Annotated in this window: 7 protein-coding genes; 2 read left to right on the plus strand and 5 right to left on the minus strand. The window is 51.9% G+C overall.

Going from position 1 to position 4105, the window contains the following annotated elements; translation table 11 throughout:
• Together ACPLUI_RS11935 and ACPLUI_RS11940 are read left to right on the plus strand one after the other, a co-directional pair.
• Positions 1–90: D-aminoacyl-tRNA deacylase (locus tag ACPLUI_RS11935; protein WP_424660490.1), on the plus strand; the 90-nt coding region annotated here is incomplete at its 5' end.
• Positions 91–122: 32 nt separating this feature from the next.
• Positions 123–752 (plus strand): MBL fold metallo-hydrolase, encoded by a 630-nt coding sequence (locus ACPLUI_RS11940; RefSeq protein ID WP_424660484.1) that lies wholly within the window; start codon positions 123–125, stop codon positions 750–752.
• A 23-nt stretch (positions 753–775) separates the two neighbouring features.
• Here the strand turns inward: ACPLUI_RS11940 and ACPLUI_RS11945 are convergent, their stop codons facing one another.
• From ACPLUI_RS11945 to ACPLUI_RS11965, 5 genes are all read right to left on the minus strand, one after another.
• Positions 776–973: a hypothetical protein gene (locus ACPLUI_RS11945; protein WP_424660485.1), complete on the minus strand. Its 198-nt coding sequence runs from the start codon at positions 971–973 to the stop codon at positions 776–778.
• Positions 970–2097: a two-component system sensor histidine kinase NtrB gene (locus ACPLUI_RS11950; protein WP_424660486.1), complete on the minus strand. Its 1128-nt coding sequence runs from the start codon at positions 2095–2097 to the stop codon at positions 970–972. The genes ACPLUI_RS11945 and ACPLUI_RS11950 overlap by 4 nt, the downstream gene beginning before the upstream one ends.
• Positions 2097–2420 carry a hypothetical protein gene (locus ACPLUI_RS11955; RefSeq protein ID WP_424660487.1) on the minus strand — a complete coding sequence of 108 codons (324 nt, stop codon included), beginning with the start codon at positions 2418–2420 and terminating at the stop codon, positions 2097–2099. Before ACPLUI_RS11955 ends, ACPLUI_RS11950 begins: the two co-directional genes overlap by 1 nt.
• Positions 2417–3424 (minus strand): V4R domain-containing protein, encoded by a 1008-nt coding sequence (locus tag ACPLUI_RS11960; RefSeq protein ID WP_424660488.1) that lies wholly within the window; start codon positions 3422–3424, stop codon positions 2417–2419. Before ACPLUI_RS11960 ends, ACPLUI_RS11955 begins: the two co-directional genes overlap by 4 nt.
• Positions 3421–4105, minus strand: a 685-nt coding sequence (locus tag ACPLUI_RS11965) for an RAD55 family ATPase (RefSeq protein ID WP_424660489.1), incomplete at its 5' end; no start/stop codon positions are given. The genes ACPLUI_RS11960 and ACPLUI_RS11965, both read right to left, overlap by 4 nt.

Raw genomic sequence — 4105 nt, forward strand, 5'->3', positions numbered from 1 at the left:
GCTACCGGCGTCTTTGGTGCCCATATGCAGGTGGAAATCATCAACGATGGTCCGGTAACCCTGCTCCTGGACAGCCAGAAGGAATTCTAGTGAGTCAGGTTGATTAAAGGGAGGTATGCTTGTTGATTTTAGAGGGATTTCCCGTGGGATCTATGGAAGCCAACTGTTACATCATCGGTTGTCCGGAAACCAGAGAAGCCGCTGTGGTGGATCCCGGGGCCGAGGGAGGGCGAATCCTGCGCCGCCTTGAACAGTTGAACCTCAAATGTCGCTATATTATTTTAACCCACGGCCACGTGGATCACATAGGTGCCCTGGGTCAGGTAAAAGAAGCCACGGGGGCGGAGGTGCTCATCCACCGGGATGATGCCCACATGCTGACCAGTGCCGGCAGCAACCTTTCGCTCTACATGGGCATATCCATCAGCTACCCCCCGGCAGATCGTCTTCTGGAAGACGGGGATGTCATTACAGTGGGCAAGCAGACCCTGCGGGTGATACATACTCCCGGTCACACTCCGGGCGGGATATGCCTGGAAGTTGGGGGCAGCCTGATTACCGGGGACACCCTTTTTGCCGGTTCGGTGGGCCGTTCCGACTTTCCGGGGGGCAGCCACGAGCAGTTGATCAAATCGATTAAAGAAAAACTCCTGTGCTACCCGCCGGAAACAAGGGTGTTCCCCGGTCACGGACCTGCTTCCACTATCGGTGAAGAAGCCAGGTATAATCCCTTCCTGAACGGGCGGTGGTAAAAAAGACCGGGAATTTCCCGGTCTTAATCCGTTTCTGCCCGTACGGTCACCATGATGGCTTTACAGCAGTCCATGTTCTGGATTATAAAATATTCGTCTTTTTCCAGCAGGCGGTAAGGTCCGCTTGCTTCGATTTTAAGCTGCTCCTTACGCAGATTGCCCCTGGGTATGAAAAGCATGCGTCCCAGGGCTATCATTTGATTGGAAGTCAGGGTAATCATGATACTTCTCCTTTCCGGTGGAGTATGGGGAGGCTGATGGTTACGGTGGTACCCTTTCCCGGTACACTATCAACTTTTATATCACCATGGTGATTATGTATGATTTGTTTGGCTATGAACATGCCCAGGCCACTGCCGGATGCTTTGGTGGTGAAGAAAGGTTCAAAGATATTTTCCAGGACAAGTTGATCCATACCTGTTCCAGTGTCAGAGATGGTGATTAACAGTTCCCCGGCACGGCAGCTGGTTTCAATGGTAACCTGTCCACCTTCGGGCATGGCTTCCAGTGAGTTTTTGATGATGTTGACCAGCACTTGCTTCATCTGGTCGGGATCAATCCATACCGGGGGCAGCACTTCAGAAATAACGTGTGCGAGAGTTATGTTTCTCAGAGCAGCCTCGCTTTCCATCAAGAGACAAACTTCGGATAGCAATTTCTCCGGGGAATAGGTTTTCCGGCATGAGCATCCAGGCCGGGCCAGGTATAGAAAGTCGGTTATAATGTGGTTGGCGTGGTCTATAGCATCCAGCATGATGTCCAGGTATTCCTGCTGCCCGGATAAATTCCGGCTTTCTTTTAGCAACTGCAGAAAACCTTTGACGGTGGTGAGAGGGTTTTTTACTTCATGCACCACTTGTGCGGCCAGCTGGCCCATTATGGCCAGTCTATCCGCTTTCATTACCGCCTGCTGCATCTCCCTCAGGTGGGCGTTTTCGGTAAACAGGGCTAGCGCTCCGACGACTGACCCGCTGGACGTGATTATGGGCCGGCAGCTTGCTGTTGAAAAGCCTGTTCTGTGTGGTACCGGGAGGACCTCCTCTGCCCTGATCTGATCATAAGCTGTACCGGTGTGAAGAGTCTCAAGAAGTTTTGATTGTTTGGAACCAGGATAAATTTCCTGATACCGCTTGCCTATCATTTGTTCTGCTGGAAGGCCGGTACGCTTCGCCAGCTGGCGGTTGAAAATTCTGATCCTGGCCTGGCGGTCGATAACGAGCAACCCGGCGGGGAGGCTGTCCCAGATGGAATCAGGGGAAAACATGGTTTTGTCCTCCTTAAATAAGAGCTCACCATTTAATTCTTCTGCTTCCTTGATTATTACTTGAGAGAAAGAATCTTTCATCAACCCTGGCTCCGATGTGCCTTCACTGGACGGTTGCTGGAGAAACACTCTTTTACTGTGTTTTCCCCCGCATTAATGGCGATGGACTCCCCATGTTTCAGGCGGTAAGTGACCGAACCTGAACCCTGATGGCCAACAAGTATACCCAGGGCGGCCAGGGAGGATACCGCCAGAGATACCGCCGGAAGGGGCCGGTGTAGCCGCCTGGCCAGGCCTTCGATGGTATCCCTTGTATAGGGGTTGGCCTGGAAAAAAGCAAGCACTTCTATGCGTACCATACTTAACAGGACTGGATCGACCTGTTCGTCGGGAGGTCTTTTCAAACCTCCTCACCCCTGCTCAACAGCTGGGGTTCCAGGGGCAGAGTCCTGAACTCGCAGCAGGGATCTCCCATGGATTTACATTGAACTTCCTCGCAAAAAATTTCCTGTTCGAGCAGTTCAGTCAAACAGGCAGCGAAAGTTCCCCGGAGGAGATCGCAGACCACCCTGGGGGTACGGTAAAGCTCCCCGTATTTGCCTATGGATTCTACCTGGAAGGAATCGTGGCAGCGGATAATCGCCTTGCCTGCATCCGCTTCCAGGGAAACCAGTTCCATCTCGCCCAGGCCGTGCTGTTTCAGCTCGTCCAGGAGGATATTCAGACACTCCGGGACTTCGGGATACATTTTTCTGACTCTGCGCGCCAGTCTGAGCCCGGACCGGAAACCGGCATCATAAAGCACGTGCACCAGTATGTGGGGTGCATGTTCCCGGATAGATGCCAGGATGGAGGCGTAAGTGCCCATGGGCATTAAAATGGCCCGTTCGCCGGCGATTTTCAACATGTGTCCTTCCCGGATAACAATCTCACCTCGGGGGATGGGGTTGGGAAAGAGTCTGCCGGAACAAAGATCTTCTTCTTGGGAAATTTCAAGGGAATAGGTATAGTCCAGGTGCAGGAAGCTTTTCAGGACGCTCCGCAGAGCATTCATCCGGATGCAGTAGAGGGGAAATTCTTGGTGCTGTGCATGGATGCAAAAGTCCCGGTACATACACCTGGATAAGTTTACCTTCATCTCGACTTCTTGACCTTCCTGCCGGAGTTGATAATCCGATGCCTGAAGAAATTCTTTCTTTTCCAGTAATTTTAAGTAGCTGGCACATAAATCGACGGGTGTGTATGAAGTAATTTCTAACTCATTGATGTGCTCGTTAAGGACATGCAGAGCAGTGCCCTCTATTATCTTTTCCATCCAGTAGCGGCCGCTGAAGGGAAGATGGTCCATGGTTTCCATTATGCTTGAATACATATAACCGATGACTTTAATGGCAAAATTCTCACTCATGTTCCTACCTCCATGCTGGTGAATACCAGAATACCAAAAACGGGGTCTATGGTAAAAGGGTACCTCCGGGCCACAAAACGCTGGCTTTTAAGCTTGCCCACCTGTATCATCCGGCTCGGGTGGGTGGGGGACCCGCTGAAGTTCATTTTCAGGATGACATTGTACAGGTGGCTGGTAACAGTAATTAAGTGTTCCGCCAGGACTCCGCTGACGAAAATGTCCATGGTAAGGACACCCTGTCTTCTAAGCCACTTCAGCCGGCTGCGGTGAAATTCCACAATGTCGTTGCTTTCCATGCTGGTCATGAGTGTGCTCAGGCTGTCCACAACCAGGCGTAACCGCTGTCCGGAAAATTGCCGGATAATTGATTTTTCCAGGGCAAAATACTTGTCGAGGCTTCGCTGGTCGTAGAGGCAGTAGTTTTCGGAACTTTCCTCCTCTTCATAGGCATCCACAAAGACCAGGCGGTTGAGCTCCTCGTAGATGCGGGTACCCACCTTGAAGCTTAAAAGGTGCCTGCGCATTACCTGTGGCGGTTCGTCAAATGCTACGTAGATGCAGGTGTCCCCGCAGCGGAGTCCTTCCTTGATGAATTCTCCCGCCAGGACGGATTTGCCCACACCGGTATCTCCCAGCACCATGATCTGGGAACCGTAGCTCAACCCCTTTTCCAGCGTCTGG

The organism is Desulfofundulus sp., assembly GCF_049701015.1.
GTDB lineage: Bacteria > Bacillota > Desulfotomaculia > Desulfotomaculales > Desulfovirgulaceae > Desulfofundulus.

Coding starts and splice junctions, on each gene's coding strand:
- ACPLUI_RS11945 (WP_424660485.1), bottom strand. CDS start 973: ATGATTACCCTGACTTCCAATCAAATGATAGCCCTGGGACGCATGCTT.
- ACPLUI_RS11950 (WP_424660486.1), bottom strand. CDS start 2,097: ATGAAAGATTCTTTCTCTCAAGTAATAATCAAGGAAGCAGAAGAATTA.
- ACPLUI_RS11960 (WP_424660488.1), bottom strand. CDS start 3,424: ATGAGTGAGAATTTTGCCATTAAAGTCATCGGTTATATGTATTCAAGC.